Genomic DNA, 18,808 nt, shown 5'->3' on the forward strand with positions numbered 1-18,808 from the left:
TTTAATTCCAAGGAGGAACCAACCATGGCAGCAGTAAAAGTGGGTATTAACGGATTTGGACGTATCGGACGTAACGTTTTCCGCGCATCCCTCAACAACCCGAACGTAGAAATCGTAGCGGTCAATGACTTGACGGACGTCAGCACGCTGGCTCATCTGCTGAAATATGACACTACGCATGGTCGTCTGAACGGCACCGTTGAAGTGGGCGAAGGCGCTCTTATCGTCAACGGAAAAACGATCAAAGTGTTCGCAGAACGCGATCCGGGCAACCTCCCTTGGGCTTCCGTTGGCGCGGAAATCGTCGTCGAATCCACGGGCATTTTCACGGCGAAAGAAAAAGCCGAGCTGCACCTCAAAGGCGGCGCCAAAAAAGTCATTATTTCCGCTCCTGCTTCGAACGAAGACATCACGATCGTTTTGGGCGTCAACGAAGATAAATATGATCCAGCTGCTCACACGATCATCTCCAACGCTTCTTGCACGACGAACTGCTTGGCTCCGTTCACGAAAGTATTGAACGACCAATTCGGCATCGTTAAAGGCATGATGACGACGATCCACTCCTATACGAACGACCAGCAAGTGCTTGACTTGCCGCACAAAGACCTGCGCCGCGCTCGCGCTGCCGCAGAAAATATCATACCTTCTTCCACGGGCGCAGCGAAAGCGATCGGCCTCGTATTGCCGGAATTGAAAGGCAAACTGAACGGCATGTCGTTCCGCGTTCCGACGAAAAACGTTTCGGTAACGGATCTCGTTGCTGAAGTGAAATCCAACGTAACAGTTGAAGAAATCAATGCGGCTCTGAAAGCTGCTGCAGAAGGTCCGCTGAAAGGCATCCTTAACTACTCCGATGAGCCGCTCGTTTCGAGCGACTACAACGGCGATCCGGCTTCTTCCACGATCGACGCACAGTCAACGATGGTCGTCGAAGGCAACATGGTTAAAGTCGTTTCCTGGTATGACAACGAGTGGGGCTATTCCAACCGCGTTGTGGATTTGGCTGCCTTCATCGCTTCTAAAGGTCTTTAAGTTTCTTCTTCGAAGAAATTTCGACCATCCCCCTAAATCCCCCTTCCTCCAGGAAGGGGGACCCCAAAGGGCCGCGCCCTCCGGACACCCGCAAATTGCCGTATGATCGACCGACGAGCGGGTGGGGGTTACAATGTGCATAGATCGCTACGTCCCGGATTTGCTTCGCAAACCGGGACTACGCTTTACTTAGGAGCGGGCGGGGGATTCGATTCGCGCGATTGCGCGCGCTGCGAGTCCGAAGCAAATGCGTGCACGATTCCGCGTTGACTGGCGCCGCTCATCGTGCAAGGTCAAGGGCTTAGCACTTCTGTGCGCTGTCTGCGCCGCTTGAAGTGCGAAGTTCAAGTGCAAGGTCAAGGGCGTTGCACTTCCGCGCGCTGACTCGCGCCGCTCGAAGTACCGATATACACATAAGGACATAGAGCAAGGCTCCATTAGCTTGGAGCCTAGCTTTGCGCCCGGAGACATACAACCAAGCATCCCCTAGGAGGTTTGACTCTTGAACAAGAAAAGCGTTAGAGACGTCGATGTTGCAGGGAAGAAAGTATTTGTCCGGGTTGATTTTAACGTGCCGCTCGAGAATGGCGCCATTACGGACGACACGCGTATTCGCGAGACGCTGCCTACGATCAAATACTTGATCGAGAAGGGCGCGAAAGTCATTTTGGCGAGCCACCTCGGCCGTCCGAAAGGCGAAGTTGTCGAAGAGTTGCGTCTGACGCCTGCTGTTGCCCGTTTGTCCGAATTGCTCGGCAAGCCGGTTGCGAAAGCGGATGAAGTGGTTGGCGCAAGCGTGCAAGCGCAAGTTGATGCGCTTAAGGACGGAGACGTGCTTGTGCTTGAGAACGTGCGGTTCCACCCGGGCGAGGAGAGCAACGACGTTGAATTGGCGAAAGCATTCGCTTCGCTTGCGGATCTGTTCGTGAATGACGCGTTCGGCGCTGCGCACCGCGCTCATGCTTCGACGGAAGGCATCGCGCACCACATTCCGGCTGTCTCCGGCTTGTTGATGGAGAAAGAGTTGGACGTGCTTGGCAAAGCGTTGAACAACCCTGAGCGTCCGTTTACGGCAATCGTGGGCGGTTCGAAGGTTAAGGACAAGATCGACGTTATCAACAAAATGATCGAGATCGCGGACAATATCATCATCGGCGGCGGACTTTCCTATACGTTCTTCAAGGCGGAAGGTCATGAGATCGGTTTGTCGCTTTGCGACAACTCCAAGCTGGACCTCGTTCTCGAGTTCAAGGAAAAGGCGAAGAAGCTCGGCAAAACGTTCCTCCTTCCGGTCGATATCGTCGTTTCCGAAGATTTTAAGTCGGCTGTCAACATGGATATCGTCGGCATCGACGGCATTCCGGCGAACAAGGAAGGCGTTGACATCGGACCGAAAACGCGTGAAATCTACGCGGAGGTCATTAAGAACTCCAAGTTAGTCGTATGGAATGGACCGATGGGCGTATTCGAAGTCGACGATTTCTCCAACGGTACGCGCGCGGTTGCGCAAGCATGCGCTGACACGGCGGCTTACACGGTTATCGGCGGCGGCGACTCCGCTGCTGCGGCTGAGAAGTTCCACCTGGCCGATAAAATGAACCACATCTCCACGGGCGGCGGCGCTTCCCTGGAATTCATGGAAGGCAAACAACTTCCGGGCGTCGTAGCCCTGAACGACAAATAGAGGTGAGACTATGAGCAGAACTCCGATTATTGCGGGCAACTGGAAAATGTTCAAGACGGTCGGCGAAGCGACGGCTTTCGTCTCCGAAGTGAAAGGCAAAGCAGAAGTCGCAGGCGTAGAAAGCGTCATCTGCGCGCCGTTCACGGCGCTGCCGGCTCTTGTCGAAGCGGTTAAAGGCACGTCGATCAAAGTCGGCGCGCAAAACTTGCACTTCGAAGATAGCGGCGCATACACGGGCGAAATTAGCGGGGTGTTCCTAAAAGACCTCGGCGTTCATTATGTCATCATCGGTCACTCCGAACGCCGTCAATATTTTGGCGAGACGGACGAGATCGTGAACAAGAAAGCTCACGCTGCGTTCCGCCACGGCATCGTACCGATCGTCTGCGTCGGTGAGAAGCTTGAAGAGCGCGAAGCGGGCACGACGAACGATGTTGTTCGTGTGCAAACGGAAGGCGCACTTGCCGGTTTGACGGCTGAGCAAGTTGCGACTACGGTTATCGCTTACGAACCGATCTGGGCGATCGGTACGGGCAAATCGTCGACGTCCGCGGAAGCGAACGAGACGATCTCCTACATTCGCGGCGTTGTCGCCAAGCAATTCGGCGAGGAAGCTGCGGCGAAAGTACGTATTCAATACGGCGGAAGCGTGAAGCCTAACACGGTTGCCGAATACCTCGGCCAATCCGACATCGACGGTGCCCTTGTCGGCGGCGCGAGCTTGGAGCCGGCTTCGTACGTAGCGCTTGTCGAAGGGGCGAAGTAAGATGACTGCACCTAAACCGGTAGCGCTCATTATCCTCGACGGTTTCGGTCTTCGCGGAAACACGCACGGCAACGCCGTCGCGCAAGCGAACAAGCCGAATTTCGACCGGCTATGGAACACGTACCCGCATACGACGCTAACGGCGAGCGGCGAAGCGGTCGGACTTCCGGAGGGCCAGATGGGCAACTCCGAAGTCGGTCACTTGAACATCGGCGCCGGTCGTATCGTGTATCAGGACTTGACCCGCATTTCCAAATCGATCCGCGACAAAGATTTTTTCGAAAACTCAACGCTTCTCGGCGCTGTGAAGCATGCAAAAGATAACAGCAAGAAGCTCCACCTGTATGGCCTTTTGTCGGACGGCGGCGTGCACAGCCACATTGCGCATTTGTTCGCACTGCTGGATCTGGCCAAGAAGGAAGGCCTGAACGACGTGTACGTTCATGCGTTCCTTGACGGCCGCGACGTTTCTCCGGATAGCGCAGTAGGCTACCTGACCGATCTGCAGAAAAAAATCGAGGAAGTCGGCGTCGGCCGCATCGCGACGGTTCAGGGCCGTTATTATGCGATGGACCGCGACAAGCGATGGGACCGTGTCGAGAAATCGTACCGTGCTATGGTGTATGGAGACGGCCCAACGGCGATCGATCCGATTGCAGCGGTAAAGGAATCTTACGAGAAATCCGTATTTGACGAGTTCGTCGTACCGACGGTTATCGTCGGTGCGGACGGCAAACCGGTCGGACTGGTTGAAACGGAAGACTCGGTTATATTCTTTAATTTCCGTCCGGACCGCGCGATTCAATTGTCGAACGTATTCACGAACGAGGATTTCCGCGGTTTCGATCGCGGCGATCGTTTCCCGAAAAACTTGTATTTCGTCTGCATGACGCTGTTCGCGGAAACCGTAGGCGGTTTTGTCGCGTATAAGCCTAAAGAGCTGGACAATACGTTCGGCGAAGTGCTCGTGCAGCACGGCAAGAAGCAGCTTCGTATCGCGGAGACGGAGAAGTATCCGCACGTTACGTTTTTCTTCAGCGGCGGGCGCGATCACGTGCTGGATGGCGAGACGCGTATTCTCATCAATTCGCCGAAGGTCGCCACGTACGACCTGCAGCCGGAGATGAGCATCTACGAAGTGACGGACGCGCTCTTGAAGGAGATTGAGGGCGACCATCACGATGCAATCATATTGAACTTCGCCAACTGCGACATGGTCGGCCACTCCGGCATGCTGGAGCCGACGATCAAAGCGGTCGAAGCGACGGATGAATGCCTCGGTAAAGTCGTCGAAGCGGTCACGGGCAAAGGCGGAGTGTGCGTCATTATCGCCGACCACGGCAATGCGGACATGGTTATCGACGATAACGAACGTCCGTTTACGGCGCATACGACGAATCCGGTTCCGTGCATCGTTACGCAATCGGGTCACTCGCTGCGCGAAGGCGGCATTTTGGCGGACGTTGCGCCGACGCTTCTAACGCTTATGCAACTGCCTCAGCCTGAGCAAATGACGGGCAAGACGTTAATCGTCTAACGCTCCGGCCGATAGCACATTAAACTTAAACCCCATTAAGGAGTGTTACTCATGACGATCATTACTGACGTTTACGCACGCGAGGTGCTTGACTCCCGCGGCAACCCGACGGTTGAAGTCGAAGTTCGTTTGGAATCCGGTGCTCTTGGCCGCGCGATCGTGCCATCCGGCGCATCCACCGGCGCATACGAAGCGGTAGAGCTTCGCGACGGCGACAAAGGCCGTTACCTGGGCAAAGGCGTACTGAAAGCGGTCGAGAACGTGAACGCGATCATCGCGCCCGAGATCATCGGTTACGACGCGCTTGATCAAGTCGAGATCGACAACAAAATGATCGCGCTGGACGGCACGCCGAACAAAGCAAAATTGGGCGCTAATGCGATCCTCGCAGTGTCCATCGCTGTTGCTCGCGCGGCTGCCGAAGCATTGGACGTGCCTTTGTACGCTTACCTGGGCGGATTCAACTCCAAGAAATTGCCTGTGCCAATGATGAACATCATCAACGGCGGCGCTCACGCGGACAACAACGTCGACGTGCAAGAATTCATGGTTCTGCCTGTTGGCGCTCCTACTTTCGCTGAAGCTCTTCGTACGGGCGCGGAAATTTTCCACGCACTGAAATCCGTTCTGAAAGACAAAGGCTTGAACACGGCAGTGGGCGACGAAGGCGGCTTCGCTCCGAACTTCGCTTCCAACGAAGAAGCGCTCTCCACCATTCTCGTTGCGATCGAGAAAGCCGGCTACAAACCGGGCGTTGACGTATTCCTCGGCATGGACGTTGCTTCCACCGAGTTTTTCAAAGACGGCAAATACCACCTCGAAGGCGAAGGCAAATCGTACACGCCTGCAGAGTTCGTTGACTTGCTCGCTAGCTGGGCCGACAAATATCCGATCATCACGATCGAAGACGGCTGCTCCGAAGACGATTGGGAAGGCTGGAAACTGCTCACCGAGAAATTGGGCGGCAAAATCCAACTGGTCGGCGACGATCTGTTCGTAACGAACACCGAGCGTCTGTCCAAAGGCATCGAAGACGGCATCGGCAACTCCATCCTCGTTAAAGTTAACCAAATCGGTTCCTTGACCGAGACGTTCGACGCCATCGAGATGGCGCAACGCGCCGGCTACACGGCTGTTATTTCCCATCGCTCCGGCGAGTCCGAAGACAGCACGATCGCCGACATCGCTGTCGCTACGAACGCGGGTCAGATCAAGACGGGCGCACCTTCCCGTTCCGATCGCGTGGCGAAATACAACCAACTGCTCCGCATCGAAGACAAGCTGGGAACGACGGCTTCCTACGCGGGCAAAAAAGCGTTCTACAACCTTAAGAACTTCAAGTAAGCTTCCATACCGGGAACCACCGGAGCCGAAAGGCCGGACCATTGCGATCGACGCATGGTTCGGTCTTTTTTTCGTGTTCCTTGGGAGTATTTTGGGAGTGAGCGCTGTTATCTTAAAAAATAGGTATGGTCGAGGTGGCGGTGCAGATCACCAGGCAAGTCATGATATCAAGAGCGGGAGGAAAACGATGGGTGCAAATGAGTATTGTATGCCAACGGAATGGCGGATCAAGGGAGACATTCGAGAAGTCTACGACGTATGCTCCAATTTCAAGGATTATCAGCGCTGGTGGCCGGACGTCTATTTGGATATTCAGACAGCAGGTACCGACAGGGAGACGGGGAACGAGGTGTACGCTATCCTCTCGAAAGGCAAGCTGCCTTACAAGCTGCGCTGGAGGTCCTGCAAAACGGCTGAAAACGCGCCATATTCCTTGTCGCTTAAGGCATCCGGGGACTTGGCCGGCCATGGCACTTGGAAGTTCGAGCAGGACGGGGAATACGTGAATGTACGATTCGATTGGTACGTCAATGCTGAGAGATTGCTGCTTAAATTGCTGTCTCCGGTGCTAAAGCCGATATTCAGATCGAATCATTACTGGGCGATGGAAAAAGGTCTCGAGAGTCTTGAGCGGGAATTGATACGGAGACGCGGGGCAGCGGCCGGATGAATGACCCCGACCGGCTTGGGAGTATTTTGGGAGTGAGCGCTGTTAGCATGGGGGATGACGCAGAGTGAATGCTAATACGCCCATGAAAGAGGTAGAGCGATGTTGGGGATAAGATCAGCGCAAAGAAGATCGTTTCAGAGTTTAATTGTTGCTATAGCGATGGTTGTCGGGTTGTTCGCCTCCGCCGGAACTCGGGCCGAAGCGGCAGATCCCGTGACGGTTACAAGTACGTTGCCGGTTAACGGAAGCGCGGTGAGTGTACTCGACCATCTGGAATTGCAGACTATCGTGCAGGTTGGCTATACGCTGACTCAGGCGAATTTCGTGATCCAGCGGATCAGTGACGGCCGCTATTGGAATGGCTTGAACGAAGCTTGGGAGGCAACGCGAGGAGGAGGCATCGTCATGTACGATACGGACATGGCGCAAGGCCTTTTCAAGGTGGATTTCGATACGCATATCCTGAACGCATTGAGCCAGGACGGGGAGTACGATATTCATTATGAGATTCGCTACACGGACGGTACGTCGGATTACACGACTGAGCATACGACTCGGATTACGCTCGATCGGACGGCTCCCGTCGTTGCCGAAGGCAGCATGAGCGGCAACGGCGCGGCCGTTGTATTCAGCGAGCCTTTTTGGAGCGGCGAAGAGGGCGTGGAACCGCCGGAAGTGACAGCGTCGGATTTCGTTCTGAAGATCGATGACGTACCCGCGACAATCGTTTACGTTTCGGCGATTATCGGCGAACCGCGAGGATTAATAATCGTTACTCAATCTTCGATCTCCTACGGGCAAAAAATAACGTTTCAAAGAACCGCCGGTTCAACGGTGTTCCAGGATCGCGCGGGTAACTTGCTAAGTCCAAGCGAGTTCGAGCTCACGAACGGAATGCCCGAGCCATCCAGTCCGTTTCAATCGACGCCGGTTATGAACGTAAAAATGAAATCGGGCTACGCGCTCAAGCCGAACGATCCGATCTTAACGTTCACGCCTTCCAGAAACTCCGCTTATATTCTTCAGATCGGTTTGCCGAGCGCAGCAGGCAACGTGCCGATTTTGAACAGTTCTTCCATTCGGTATACCGATTTCAAGCTAATAAACAACACCGATGGCGTTTCGTTAACACCTCAAAATAATTCGCTGGTCATCGGCAGCGATATGCTCCAGTTCGTATTCGACCACAACTTCGAAACAGGGAAATCCTATACGTTAACGATGTCCGGTACGGCTGGCGGAGACGAAATCAAGTTACCGGCCAACGAGACGTCGAATGCTAGCGCGTTTATTGCGATCTTGGATGGGAACCTAATTCCCGTCAACAATTACTCGTTCATAGGACTTACGCTGACGGCAATGGATAAAACGCCGACGCCGGATACGTCAGATGTCCGTATCATCAATAATCGAGACGGCGCGGACGTGTTGTTCGTCGATCATGTACCTGCGGGAGGAGTCGTCAAAGTCTACGATGCGCCTACGAGCGGCAGCGAAATCGGAAGAGGCACGAGCGCGATCGCGGGAGGAACGGTACGAATCGACATTCTGAATGGTATCGCGGCATCGAACGCATACGTTACCGTGACGGACGAGACGGGGGAGAAATCGGAAAGCGACCGGCTAAGCGTGGCAATGCCTGCGCCAATCGAGAAAGCGGCGTTAATTAACGCCATCAATTCCGCCGAGACGCTTTTCGTAGCTTCGGTCGAAGGCGGTGCGAACGGACAATACCCGATAGGCTCAAAGGCCGATCTTCTAACGGCTATTAACGAGGCTATTTATGTAAAGCAAAATCTTATCGCCAGCCAGATCGAGGTCAATAACGCGATAACGTCGTTGAACGCTGAGGTAACGGCATTCGAGTCGAAATTGATCCACGTTAACCTAACGGCGCTGCAAACGGCGGTTAATACCGCGCAAGATAAACACGATGCCGCGACCGAAGGGCAGGCGAATGGGCAGTATCCGGGAGGCTCGAAAGCGACTCTTCAAAATGCGATCGACGCTGCCGGAGGCGTGCTGGACGATCCGTTAGCGAGCCAATCCGACGTCGATAGCGCGTTGGCTGCGCTGAACGCTGCGGTATCAGCGTTCAGCGCAAAGCAAGTTGTTCTTGGCCCGATCGGGGGAAGCAATGGAGCCCCGCACGTAACGACCATCATCGAACTGGAAGTAACGGGCAACGGAACCGTGCTCGGAAAGCTTCCGCTGACACGCACGATTGATGCCGGCGGACGCGCGAGCGATCGGTTGGAGCTAAGCAAAGATCGACTTGCCGAATGGGCGGATCGGCTTAAAGGTTCGGGAGAGTTGAGTTTGACGATTCCGGATACGGAAAGCATCGTGGATGAGACGAAAGTGACGATTCCGGCGGACGTAGTATTGCTCTTGGCGGAGCGTGGATTGTCGTTACGCTTGAATGTCAACGGTGTAAGCCTTGCGATTCCTGCTAGCTCTTGGAAAGATGTCAAAGGGCCGATCGAGTTGAATTTCGCTCCCGTCCGAAGTAAAGGCAAACAGGACGAGCTCGCGAAACGAGCGGACGGCAACGTGGGAGTTAGAAACAAGGCAGGGCATGGTGCGCTCCGTATCATCGGCGTGCCGGTGGATATCGGGACGAATTTGCAAGATCGTCCGGTTACGATAACATTGCCAGCGACAAGCGAGAGCGATCGGTCGGAGCTTGGCATATACGTCGATCATAGCGATGGCACGACCGAATGGATATTGCCGCGAAGCGTCTCATCCGGTTTGACATTCGATGTAAGCAAATTCAGCACGTTCGCGGTTGTGAAGGTCGATGGCATGCAGGCATACCGCGACGCTCAATCGAGCGCAAAGCAGACACCTTACCTTGCGGGTTATGCCGACGGAACTTTCAAGCCTAACGCAACGATCACGAGAGCCGAGTTGGCCTCGATATTAGCGAAGGTTATTCCGGGCGAAGGAACGAATTCAGTGACTGTTTTCAAGGATGTTCCCGCGATGAATTGGGCGAAAGAAGCGATCTCCAAAGTCGCGAAGCTCGGCCTGATGAGGGGGGAGCCGGATGGCAGCTTTAACCCGAACAAACCGGTCACTCGCGCGGAAATAGCGATGATCGCGGCCGCAATCGTCAATAGAGGCGCCAATAGCGCCGAAGTAAACAACGGCAACGGGTTCAAGGATATCTCCGGTCATTGGGCGGAGGCCTCGATTCTAACGGCGCAAGCCTCTGGCATAATGTCGGGCTTCCAAGATGGTTCGTTCCGTCCGGGTCAAGCGCTGAGCCGCGCCGAGGCGGTCGTTATCATCAACCGGATTATCGGCCGGAAGCCGGTGCTATCCGGAATGCCGAGCTATAAGGACGTGCCGGCGAGCCACTGGGCGTACGGCGCCATTCAAGCGGCATCTGCGCCTGTCTTGGAATAAATACAAAAGAGACGGATTCAGGCGGTATACCTGGATCCGTCTCTTTTTGCGGAGTGTGCGTCTTTAATCAAGGATAAGGAAAAAGGTTCTTGATGATATTCGATAAATTTGGGATTATGAAGTATCGATACGGTGGGGGAGAGAGATAAACATGGCGCTTCAACATTTCGAACGTAAAAACGAAAGCATTCGCAATGCTTTTCTGGAGCTGGCGAATAAGCAACCGGAACGGCTGCAAAAGAGACTGAACTTCTCATGGAGCAACTGGGGATTCGGCGTGGAAAAGCTGAAGCAGTCGGCGCGAAGATTACGTGCGGCCGGCATCGAATACATTGAGCTCCACGGTAACCATCATGGTCCGGATACTGGCTATGACGCCGATGAAACTCGCCGCATTTTGCAGGAACACGGGATGAAAGTATCCGGTGTTTGCGGAATATTTTCGCCGGATAATGATTTATCCAGCAACCGGGCAATCCATCGTCAAGCGGCGATCGATTACATAAGGAGAGAAGTCGAGTTCATATCCGCGGTTGGAGGCTCTTATTTGTTAGTCGTTCCAGGGGCGGTAGGCCGTCCTGCGAGGAACGACGATATGGAGTTTCATAGAAGCGTTGACACGCTGCGCCGCGTGGCGGATGTCTTCGCGGAGTATGGCGTGAAAGCGGCGATCGAACCGATACGTTCCGCCGAAGTCAGCCTGGTTCATACGATCGCTGAGGCACACGCCTATATCGATGCAGTCGATCACCCGGGAGTCCGGCATATTAATGCTGACGTGTTCCATATGCAAACGGAAGAGACGCATATCGGCGAAGCGCTGCTGCACGCGGGAGAACGTCTTTTGAACGTGCATTTGGCGGATAGCAATCGCGGTGCACTCGGAGAAGGCTCGATGGACTTGGATACGATCATTATGGCTTTATACGTCATGGGTTTTAATCAGGAAGGGAAGTATGTGACGCCGGAGCCGCTTGGACCTGGCGGGGATCCATACCCCGCGATGTACGGCAAGCCGGACGCGGAACTGTTAGACAGTATGGTCTTGAAGTCGGTGTCCTACTTCCGATCCCGCGAGGAAGAGCTGTTGTCGCGCATACTGCGATAAAATGCAAAAAGGCCGGATACGCGCGTCGTACGCGATATCCGGTCTTTTTACAAGACATATTAGTCCCGGCTGGCGATTTTCGCAAGCAAGCGAAGGATTTCCAGGTACAGCCATACGAGGGTGACCATGAGGCCGAACGCGCCGTACCATTCCATATATTTCGGAGCGCCTTGTTGTGCGCCATTCTCGATGAAGTCGAAGTCGAGCACGAGGTTCAGTGCCGCGATAACGACGATAAAGACCGAGATGCCGATGCCGATCAGGCTGCTATCGTGCAAATAAGGAACCGTCACGCCGAACATGCCGAGAATCCAGCTTGCCAAGTATACGAGCGCGATGCCGGCCGTCGCTGCGAACACGCCGAGCTTGAAGTTTTCCGTCGCACGGATGATGCGGGTTTTGTACGCGAGCAGGAGCGCGACGAATACGCACATCGTCAGCAAGGAAGCTTGCAAAGTAATGCCGTCGAAGCGGGCTTCGTAATTGGCCGATATCGCGCCGAGGAACACGCCCTCAAAGGCAGCGTAGACCGGTACGAGATACGGCGCCGATGTTGGTTTGAAGCTGATGATGAGAGACAAAATCAAGCCGCCGATCAAGCCGCCGATCACGTAAGGCATGACGTTGTCGCCTTTGAAGTACATCGACCAGGAGACGAACGCGCCGCCCAGCAGGATCGCTAGGGTAATGAACGCTTTGTTCACCGTGCCTTCGATCGTCATTCTTTCCGTACCGTCGTAATGTCTCGTTCGTTCGAACGAATTGTCGTTCAAAGTGGGATTGCCGCTGCGGCCTATCACGCCAGATTCACCTCTTGATTTATTTTTCATGTCATTATTCTATTATATCATCGGCTTCCAGTATTAGACATGCCCAAAATCCCATATAAAGAAGACAAATCTCTTGCTCGTGGGAATAATGGGATAGGTCTATAATAAAAATCAGATCAGCACCTAATTCGAGGGATGGTGGATTCGCCAATGAGCAAACCGCAAGTAGGTATTCAGTTATATTCCGTACGCGACCGCAGCGAGAAAGACTTCCTGGGCACGATCAAGGAAATCGGCGAGATTGGTTACCGCAACGTAGAATTGGCCGGCTATTACGGCCATTCGGCAAAAGAAGTTCGCCAGGCGCTCGCTGACGCGGGCTTGAACGCAAATTCCGCGCATGTCGGCCTGACGGTGAACGACCCGGCAATCTGGGATAACTTGAAAAAACAAGTGGAGTACGCGAACGAGCTCGGCATAAAACGTTTTATCGTGCCTTATTACCCACTCGGCGACAATCCGACGGTGGATGAAGTGAACAAAATGGCGGACACATTGGAAGAGGCGGCGAAAATCGTTACGGCGTCCGGTCTGCAATTCGGATATCACAACCATGCGTTCGAATTTAAGCCGGTGGACGGAGAGCTTGCTATCGACCGTGTGTTCAATCGTGTATCATCTGACTTGTTGTTCGCCGAGTTCGACCTCGGTTGGGTGAAGGTCGCTGGTCAAGATCCGGCGGCGTATGTGAAGAAGTATGCCGGACGGTTGCCGGTCGTACACGCGAAAGATTTCAAAGAAGACGGCACGGACACGGAGATCGGCAAAGGCTCCGTCGACTGGGATTCCGCGCTCGCGGCATGCGAGCAAGCGGGCGTCGAATACGTCATCATCGAACAAGAGCGTTACGACGTGAACTCCCTGGAAAGCGCGAAACTCAATTTCGAGTGGTTCAAAGCGCGCGGTTGGATCTAACATACGGTACGATCATTGAGGCCCGGCGTATGCCGGGCTTTTGCATTTCGGCATATTTCTCTGATTTTGGTTCGATAGCAAATGGCTATTACTCGCCGTGTTCTCCTCAATAACGATGAAAAACATCGTAACAGCATCGGAATTACTCGATCAGTGGCGTGGTGTGATGTTTTTGCAGCATTAGCATGGAAAAGGCCAGCCGAGAGCGGTTTATTGCCATGTCGACGGTGCAGTCGCTCCTTTTAAATATACGGAAAATAGCGCTCGTCGGGGCAAATCTGTTACGATGAGAGCAACTGACGGAAGCGTAGATAGGGGAGGAACGGACGGATGGAAATCAGGCAACTGCGCATGGACGATTACGAAGAGCGGATGGCGCTTTCCCAATTCGCCTTTCAGATGAGGTTCAGCGAGTTGGAATTGGAGACTAGAAGATCCAAGTATCGGCCAGATTGTGATTGGGGAGCGTTCGACGAGGACGGGAGGCTGTTGTCTGCGACACTCATCATTCCGCTTGAAACGTGGATACAGGAACGCAAGATGGCAATGGGCGGCATCGCGGGCGTGGCAACATGGCCGGATGCGAGAAGGCAAGGATGCGTAAGCAAGCTCCTCTTTCATTCGCTGGAAACGATGAAAAAGGATGGCCAATCGATCAGCATGCTGTACCCGTTCTCGTTTCCTTTTTACCACAAATTCGGTTGGGAGATGACGGTGGAGCGGAAGAAGTATACGATTCCGACAGGGCTGCTTCCCGCTCGCTTGCATGGGCCGGGAACGGTGAAGCGGGTCGCAAAGCCGGATTTTGCCGTGCTTGATCGCGTCTACTCGACATACGCCTCGAAGTATAGCGGGACATTGGCGCGAAATAGCGAGTGGTGGGAAGAGCGGATATTCGCGAAAAGTGGCACTTGGGCGGTATACGAGAACGAAAGCGGGCAGCCGGAAGGATACGTGTTCTACGACGTTGCGAACCGTCAGTTAACGGTGCACGACTGGGCGGATACGTCCGAGCAGGCGCGCGTGGCGTTATGGACGTATATCGCGAACCACGATTCGATGATCGATGAAGCGACGCTGATCGCACCGATTGACGATCCGCTGCCATTCCTGTTGCCCAATCCGAAAATCAAACAGGAAATCATTCCGTATTTCATGTCGCGGATCGTGGACGCGGAGGCTTTCGTTGGTCAGTACGCGTGGGCGCCGGGAGTGGATGGGGAATACGTCACGCTTCGAATTTCCGACGCCCAAGCACCGTGGAACGATGGTCTGTTCCGGCTCGAATGGAGCGGCGACGGTGCAGGGAAACTCGTGCGGGTGACAGATGATAACGGTGGGGCGGTTGACGAGAACAGTGTGGCAAGTGAAGCGATAAGCTGCGACATTCAGGCGTTGGCGGCGATGCTGCTCGGCGGCCGGAAGCCGTCTATGCTGAAGCGGCACGGGCGCATAACCGGAGACGACCGTACGACGGCGTTGCTGGAACGGCGTATTCCTGAGCAGACGGTATATTTGGCGGATTTCTTCTAAACAAGAAAAAAACTTCTTCGGCGCTTGCAAACGCCGAAGAAGCGGATGATGTTAACCAATTTTCACAACATGCCAGCCCATCATTTCGCCGAATCGTTCCATGACGCGGATGACGTCGCCGTAGACGATGACCCCGTGATGAATCCCGCCATGTCGGCTGAAGGCGGCAAGATAATCGGAGACGGGGATCGCAGGCCGGAACCAACCGTGAATGCTGTCCCTCATCCTGTCGTCGCCTTCGACATCAAGCATGTCGACCTGCGAGAGTATCAAAGTATACGACTGATCTTTGCCCGGAGCCAGACATACATATACGGCTTTTCCGCCGCGGAATCGACCATATGCGACGACTGGATTGGCGGCGCTTGTAAACGGGAAATCCTTTTCCAGAAGATCGGGCTTCTGTGCTGCTACGCGAAGGTTCATTTCGCCCATATGGCTTAAGAAGATGCTGTTATGCTCCCAGTCCGGACAGAACATCTCGGTAAACGAAGTGTCGGGATAGACGGACAGCAGCGCACCTGTTAATGCGGCCGTCAATACGTCGCCTTCTCCGGCATAGCCGATGCCTCTGCCCATCGCTTTGCTTGCCTCGAGGAAAGGCATGGACGAGATCGCCGACTCCTCGGTTACGTCCATAAAATTGACTGTAAAGGCTGTCAGGTTATGTTGCTCGATCCAAGCACGCACCGACAGGCAGTCGCGAATCGAACGGCGATAAACGTCGGGATTCACGTCGTGCCAATGGAAGTCGTTCTTATCCTTCTCCAGCTCGGCATTCAGTTGTTCCTCGGAAATCGGGAAAGCTTGAAGGCTTGGGTCCCGCGGATCGAGCGCGATCGTTTCAATGCCTATTGTCGATTGTAGCACGGCAGACGGAACCGCAAAATCCCCCATACCGTGGAAGCTTTCGCCCAGTCGGCCGACTTTAGCTTGCCTCATGCCTTGGGCAAGCTTCGCCGCTTTGACATCCTCCGCGACGCGGTCCAGCACGTCAGACTTCTCCCAATGCCCCGCTTCAATCAAGAAGCTTTTCCCGTTGCGGATCAGCAGGTTGCACATGTCTTGAACGCCGTGAATGCCATGGTTGTAAAGAATCTCGTCCGGATGTTGAGTGGGGCTGAAGTCGAACGTAGGCGTCGTATCCAGTACGATCAGGGGCAATCGGGTGCTCGCGAGAACGCTGGCCGATTCCAGGGAAGGAGAATAAGCGACATGCAGCGTCACAATCGCATCGACTTGTTCGGCTTCGAATGAAGCAACCGCCTCGGCAAATTCGGGCGCGATTCTGCATACCGGAGAACAATGGACCTGCAATCCCCGATTGGCCAGTTCGTCGGAAATGGTCTGCACAAAGCCGTCCACCCGCGTTCTGAGCTCCGGCCAGCTGTCATCGTACAGCTTAATATATAAGGGTAATAGACCGATTTTGAGCATCGTCATTCCTACCTTCCCTTCCGAATGTTATCAATAAGGGCCTGAGAATTATTGTAGAAAACATCCTCGATATCTTTCTTCGTTAACTGTTCGGCTTGAGCGGCGATTCTGAAAGCATCGAGTTGTTCATACATGAAAAAGGACAACTTGTCGGCTTCATCCGACTCCACTTCGCGCATATGCCGATCGTCGGATACGTCCCCGTACGCTCCTCGGGCAACCAGATTGACGTAGTTGCCGTTCTCGCAAATTCGTCTTGTTCTCATTCGCAGAATCGGGAGGTCGCTTCCGAATAAAATTCTTTTCGACCCAACCGCTTTGATCAGCTCTTGAAACACGTATGCATTCGTATTGGCGCTGAAATCGAAAACCATGTTTTTCGTTTCCGCAAGAATTTCGAAAGCATTGCCAATATCCTCGGGACAATAGGCCCGGCCGACATGGGCGATGATCACTTTAACGTTCGGATAATTCTTCTCGATCTCCAGCATTTGCATCAGATTGACGGGGTCTTGCAATCTTCCGTCGCGAGGGATATGCAGCATGACCATCCAGCCGTGCTTGTTCAACACTTCTAATTGATGGTGCGGCAGGAAGTCGTAAATGCGGATTTCCTTCTCCGGAATATAGGAGCTGGCAAAGTTCAAATACACTTTGCAGCCAAGGAAACCGCCTCTTAGAATTCCTTCTTCGAACTGTTCGGCGCTTTGCTCGGGCATCGTTACCATCAATGAAGGGAGAGAGTGCTTCTCGGCGCATTGTCTGACGTACTCATTGCCGGCATCGATGTCATAGTCGCGGCTCACCTGGGAGAAAATTAACGGCGTTACTTCTTTGCCCGGAAACATTAACCGATAAGTCTCGAATAAATCTTCGATCGAATTGTCTTTCGCAACCAACGAAGGCCACGTCACCGCTCTTACCGGCGTACCGCCAGTCTGTTGCCGTCTAATGCTATCCAACCAGACATGGGTATGGATGTCGAGCATTCGGTCCGGGAGAAAATCCTTTAATCTTTCTTCATAGAAAGCCGTGTCTACCTTCTTTACTTCGAACAATGTGCTCATGCGAAGCGCCTCCCTTGATTATTCGTATTTGCTCATAAATTGCTGAAACCGTTGCTGATAATTAGTCGATCTTGTCGGGTTCGGTATTAACGTGCGAGTAGGGAACTGTAACTGCCGCCAGGCGTCCCGCTCATCTGCGAACAACCCCGTACCGATGCCGGCAAGTATGGCGGCGCCAACGGCTCCGGCGCAGGAGCCGTTAACGATGTTAACGGTTACGCCAAGCACATCGGCAACGATCTGCGGCCAAGCGCGGCTTTCCATAGGTCCGCCTACCATCGTGACGGTTGAAGCCGGGATGCCTGCAGCCTTTAAGTCGTCTACTTGTTTTTTGAGCAGAAAAACGGTGCCTTCCATTAACGCTCTGGCAATGTCCGCCTTCGAATAAGCGGACAAGTCAATAGCCGGTTCCTCCAACACAGGGTGGAGGAGAAGCCCATCCGCACCCGGAACCGCAGAAGATGCGTAGTTGTCGAACACCGTGTAACGATCGGCGCCATCGGATAAGTAGTTAATGATGTATTTATCTATTGAGGCGGCAATGGCAGGCAGCGAACGCATCGCCCCCCATGGGCCATTGGGTTGGAGGAAGGGATCGACCAGCATGTTTTGTTCGATCGCTTTCCGTCTGTCGTTCACTGGATAGAAACCGACCCAAGAAGTGCCGCAGGAAAGCAGCAATTGGCCTTCGTCCAGGATGCCGGCTCCTCTTGCCGCGCAAGGATGGTCGAATGCACCAAGAACAACGGGCGTGCCCGGCGCAAGTCCTGTATCGAGTGCGGCTTGCGCAGTCAGACCTCCAAGGCGTGTGCCAGGAAGATGAATCGGCGGCAATTTGTCCTCCAATATGCCGAGTTGTTGCAAATAGGGGGCGTGCCAGGTGGCAGCCTGTTGATCTTGCAAATAAAAGGTAGTAGCAGTCGAACGATCAATGCCCCAGCGCCCGGTCAGCCGGAAGAGGATATAATCTGTAGTCATGCAGACGAAGGACGAATCGGCCAGAAGTTCCGGATGATGGCATTTGATCCATGCCAGATGGGCAAGCGGGAATTGAGGGAGCAGCGGCCAGCCGATCCGTTCATATTCCTGCCGGCTATCCAGTTCGCCGAACACCTTTTGAATTTCATCCCTCACACGCGTATCCATCCAACTGATGGCAGGCATCATCGGCTTGCCACGATGATCGACGAGCAACGTATTTCCGCTGGCGGATGCGATGCTTACCCCTTCCACCGTGCTTCCCGAAGGGAGGGAGGCGGCCAAACGGCGGATGACATCCGCGGCTGTGCGATAGAGCTGCTCGGCGTCAAATTGGATGCGACCGTTCTCCGAGATTTGATAGTCGTTGCCGCTTCGCTCGCGCGCCGCAATCGTACCTTCGGAAGACATCAACACGCCTTTAATCGCCGACGTCCCGATATCAAGCCCGATTAACCATTGGACAACAGACATCTCTAAGCCCCTCTCG

The 18,808-nt window shown here is 54.0% G+C and carries 14 protein-coding genes; 10 read left to right on the forward strand and 4 right to left on the reverse strand.

All coding sequences use genetic code 11. The features are described from left to right. Positions 1–24: 24 nt before the first annotated feature. From gap to ACFPOF_RS00775, 8 genes are all read left to right on the forward strand, one after another. Positions 25–1,035, forward strand: a complete 1,011-nt coding sequence (gene gap / locus ACFPOF_RS00740; protein ID WP_378128631.1) for a type I glyceraldehyde-3-phosphate dehydrogenase — start codon at positions 25–27, stop codon at positions 1,033–1,035. Between the two features lie 502 nt (positions 1,036–1,537). After that, positions 1,538–2,719 (forward strand): phosphoglycerate kinase, encoded by a 1,182-nt coding sequence (locus ACFPOF_RS00745; RefSeq protein ID WP_378128633.1) that lies wholly within the window; start codon positions 1,538–1,540, stop codon positions 2,717–2,719. 10 nt (positions 2,720–2,729) lie between these two features. Beyond that, positions 2,730–3,485, forward strand: coding sequence for a triose-phosphate isomerase (gene tpiA / locus ACFPOF_RS00750; protein ID WP_378128635.1), 756 nt, complete (start codon positions 2,730–2,732; stop codon positions 3,483–3,485). A gap of 1 nt (position 3,486) precedes the next feature. Next, the gene (gene gpmI / locus ACFPOF_RS00755; RefSeq protein ID WP_378128637.1) at positions 3,487–5,022 is read left to right on the forward strand and encodes a 2,3-bisphosphoglycerate-independent phosphoglycerate mutase; all 1,536 of its coding nucleotides are present in this window, start codon (positions 3,487–3,489) and stop codon (positions 5,020–5,022) included. Between the two features lie 51 nt (positions 5,023–5,073). Then, a complete protein-coding gene (eno, locus tag ACFPOF_RS00760) occupies positions 5,074–6,366 on the forward strand; it encodes a phosphopyruvate hydratase (RefSeq protein ID WP_378128639.1) in 1,293 nt (430 codons plus the stop codon). 187 nt (positions 6,367–6,553) lie between these two features. Next, a complete protein-coding gene (locus ACFPOF_RS00765) occupies positions 6,554–7,036 on the forward strand; it encodes an SRPBCC family protein (RefSeq protein ID WP_378128641.1) in 483 nt (160 codons plus the stop codon). Between the two features lie 99 nt (positions 7,037–7,135). Beyond that, the gene (locus ACFPOF_RS00770) at positions 7,136–10,450 is read left to right on the forward strand and encodes an S-layer homology domain-containing protein (RefSeq protein ID WP_378128643.1); all 3,315 of its coding nucleotides are present in this window, start codon (positions 7,136–7,138) and stop codon (positions 10,448–10,450) included. Between the two features lie 151 nt (positions 10,451–10,601). Further along, positions 10,602–11,558 carry a sugar phosphate isomerase/epimerase family protein gene (locus ACFPOF_RS00775; protein WP_378128645.1) on the forward strand — a complete coding sequence of 319 codons (957 nt, stop codon included), beginning with the start codon at positions 10,602–10,604 and terminating at the stop codon, positions 11,556–11,558. A gap of 59 nt (positions 11,559–11,617) precedes the next feature. Here ACFPOF_RS00775 and ACFPOF_RS00780 read toward each other — a convergent pair whose 3' ends face one another. Further along, a complete protein-coding gene (locus ACFPOF_RS00780) occupies positions 11,618–12,358 on the reverse strand; it encodes a Bax inhibitor-1/YccA family protein (RefSeq protein WP_378128647.1) in 741 nt (246 codons plus the stop codon). Between the two features lie 180 nt (positions 12,359–12,538). Here ACFPOF_RS00780 and ACFPOF_RS00785 point away from each other — a divergent pair, with 180 nt between their 5' ends. Both ACFPOF_RS00785 and ACFPOF_RS00790 read left to right on the forward strand, forming a co-directional pair. Then, on the forward strand, positions 12,539–13,303 hold the full coding sequence (locus tag ACFPOF_RS00785; protein ID WP_378128649.1) for a sugar phosphate isomerase/epimerase family protein: 765 nt from the start codon (positions 12,539–12,541) through the stop codon (positions 13,301–13,303). Between the two features lie 330 nt (positions 13,304–13,633). Continuing rightward, positions 13,634–14,836 (forward strand): GNAT family N-acetyltransferase, encoded by a 1,203-nt coding sequence (locus ACFPOF_RS00790; protein ID WP_378128651.1) that lies wholly within the window; start codon positions 13,634–13,636, stop codon positions 14,834–14,836. A gap of 51 nt (positions 14,837–14,887) precedes the next feature. Here ACFPOF_RS00790 and ACFPOF_RS00795 read toward each other — a convergent pair whose 3' ends face one another. Genes ACFPOF_RS00795 through ACFPOF_RS00805 form a run of 3 tightly spaced genes read right to left on the reverse strand, consistent with a single transcriptional unit; the run spans position 14,888 to position 18,792 of the window. Continuing rightward, the gene (locus ACFPOF_RS00795) at positions 14,888–16,279 is read right to left on the reverse strand and encodes an L-arabinose isomerase family protein (RefSeq protein ID WP_378128653.1); all 1,392 of its coding nucleotides are present in this window, start codon (positions 16,277–16,279) and stop codon (positions 14,888–14,890) included. A gap of 2 nt (positions 16,280–16,281) precedes the next feature. Next, positions 16,282–17,340, reverse strand: coding sequence for an amidohydrolase family protein (locus ACFPOF_RS00800; protein WP_378128655.1), 1,059 nt, complete (start codon positions 17,338–17,340; stop codon positions 16,282–16,284). A gap of 18 nt (positions 17,341–17,358) precedes the next feature. After that, positions 17,359–18,792 (reverse strand): xylulokinase, encoded by a 1,434-nt coding sequence (locus tag ACFPOF_RS00805; RefSeq protein WP_378128657.1) that lies wholly within the window; start codon positions 18,790–18,792, stop codon positions 17,359–17,361. Positions 18,793–18,808: the final 16 nt, after the last annotated feature.

Source organism: Cohnella soli (genome assembly GCF_042655525.1).
GTDB classification, from domain to species: domain Bacteria; phylum Bacillota; class Bacilli; order Paenibacillales; family Paenibacillaceae; genus Cohnella; species Cohnella soli.